This window comes from uncultured Fibrobacter sp., assembly GCF_937877005.1.
In the GTDB taxonomy this organism is placed as follows: domain Bacteria; phylum Fibrobacterota; class Fibrobacteria; order Fibrobacterales; family Fibrobacteraceae; genus Fibrobacter.
The window spans coordinates 1-2,198 of record NZ_CALEFV010000152.1; the positions used below are offsets into that span (position 1 = coordinate 1).

The following is a 2,198-nucleotide window of genomic DNA, read 5'->3' on the forward strand; positions in this document are numbered from 1 at the left end:
CTTGAATGTGTTCCTGTCGACAATTTCCCCGACCGTCCACGTGTGACCGGTTTCACGGCTGCGAAAGGTAAGATTCTCCATCAGTCTCGCTTTTTTGTAGTCGAACTTTTCGGTACGGAGATTCTTGGCCCATTGGGCATAACGCGGCACATAGCTTTCGCTCACATAAAAAACGAAAATCGTCATTATGATCGACACGCCCAAAATTGGCTTGACTATCGTAAGAAACCCCAGTCCGCTCGCCCGCATGGCCACAAGCTCGGAATGCCTGCAGAAATTCCACATCGTGTAAAGCGTCGCGAGCATCAGGGCCGCCGGAGCGAGCCAGATGAAATGCGGCGCAAGGTATGCCAGAAAATACTGGACAATAACGGCAATCGGCATCCCCGACTCGGAAAGACGGGAAAACGAACCGAACAGTTCGAAAAGCACGTATATAGAAATGAAACCCGTCAGGCAGTAAAAAAGCGGAATGGAAAATTCCTTTAACACATACCTGGTAATCTTGTTCACCTCGCAGGCTCCGGCTTTTTTTCTTCGGTCTCGAGATTTTCAACAAGCCCCAATTTCGCTAAAAACTTTTCGATATTCCAAGGATAGAACATGCCGTACATTCCAATTATGGCGAGAAGATAAAAGAGCGCGACCAGAATTTGAACTGGAGCGAAACCGCTTTCAGGCAATATGGGGCGCAGAACCTTGAAAACTTCTGCTGGCATCAGCATGAATATGGCCATTATTGCCCGCGTGATCAGGTGTTTGCGCATCCAGATAAACGTGAGATATGTCAGAACCGCCGCCATAATCCACAGCTGCCCGGGGAAAATCTTCAATAAGGAATCGAAAACCTGTATGCCGATTGTATGACATTCATAAGCCGTCCAAAACCAAGCGACCGCTGTAAGAAACAAGGCAAAGCAATCTTGTATGAATTTACGGCTCATCAGTGCGAGAATGGAGGTGGGAAGCGGAGTTGAACCGCTGTAAGCGGATTTGCAGTCCGCGACCTAACCGCTCGGCCATCCCACCAGTCAAGTTGGTGCGTATTATATCATATTATATTGCCGTGCGTCAATAGCGACTTTTTGGTCCATCGATGTATCCGTTCCATTCGATAGACTTCAGTCCGGCGCAGCGGTCGGCAGAATCGTCGTTAAATTTCCAAGGGTATGCAAAATACTTTGCGTCATTACGATATGGGTGCTTGGTGCGATTTTGCTCTAGCGGCAATTGCGAGGCGATTTGATACGCGATAAGCGGCAATAGTATCTGCATAATGACGAGCGGTATCATACGCGTTGACGGCAACCTGACGTCCTTTAGAAGTAAAAAAGCGAAGAATAGCGTTGGCAATAGGAATGTTGCCTGATCGGGTACGAAATATCGGATAAAGAAAATTGAATTTACCGCAAATAAGCCTATCACGCACCGCCACGCTATCGTATCATTTTTCCATTTAAGTTCTCGCCGATTCCACCATACAATCATAGATGGGATTAAAAAGCTCATCATCGATAGTGCCAAGTTGAATATGGTAAGCTTAATATCTTGCGGAAAGAAGCCCATCACTTTGTCTGCATATTTGCCGACAAGTACATCTGCTGCGCCGCGCGTAAATATTGCATAAAGCCAATATGCCGCACCAATTGCCCATGCCGCAGCAACTGCGAATGCCTGTAAAAGCCATAGTCCAAACTTTGCATTTTTGAGCTGTAGCAAAAAAATTACGGCCATTGCCGGCAACTGCAAAAGCGCAAAATTGTGAACCGTTAGCTGTAATCCTGACAAAAATGCGGCTGCTACGAACCATCCGTTATTGCCGCTTTTTATGTATTGCAGAATGAAAAGTGTCACAAAAGCGGTAAAAGCAAGGTTCATCGTTTGTACTTCCGCAAGGCACGACATCCGCCAAAGCATGTGTGATAGGCCAAATAGAGCCGTAAGCGGGGCATTGCGCGAGCAAAGGTAAAATCCGCCGACCGCGAGTGCGCCGAACAAAGACGAAACAAGCGTGACGTGAAAGGGGGTGGAAGCGACAAGCCTGGCGAAGCATATATAAAGCGGATGGGAATTTGAAAAACTCAATGCCGGGAGAATTTCTGTGGAGGCTTCCCTGTGACCAATTAAAAAACAGCTTTTCAAGATAAACACCGTCAGGCTCAGGCTTTCTTGGTACGCCCGCTCTTTCACCATAGGCA

3 protein-coding genes and 1 tRNA gene are annotated in these 2,198 nt (G+C 47.2%); all 4 read right to left on the minus strand.

Annotated features, from left to right (window positions below; genetic code table 11):
- Positions 1-513 (minus strand): LptF/LptG family permease (locus Q0628_RS07235; RefSeq protein WP_298769587.1); only part of this gene is annotated, 513 nt, incomplete at its 3' end.
- Entirely contained in the window at positions 510-944 is a 435-nt protein-coding gene (locus Q0628_RS07240) for a hypothetical protein (protein ID WP_298769593.1), read from the minus strand. The genes Q0628_RS07235 and Q0628_RS07240, both read right to left, overlap by 4 nt.
- Before the next feature lie 11 nt (positions 945-955).
- Positions 956-1,029: transfer RNA gene (locus tag Q0628_RS07245), tRNA-Cys, on the minus strand.
- 42 nt (positions 1,030-1,071) lie between these two features.
- The coding region (locus Q0628_RS07250; RefSeq protein WP_298769595.1) for a DUF2723 domain-containing protein at positions 1,072-2,198 on the minus strand (1,127 nt) is incomplete at its 5' end.

What these genes read in the sequence shown, in the direction of transcription:
- Q0628_RS07240 (WP_298769593.1), bottom strand. Translation starts at nt 944, where the DNA reads ATGAGCCGTAAATTCATACAAGATTGCTTTGCCTTGTTTCTTACAGCG.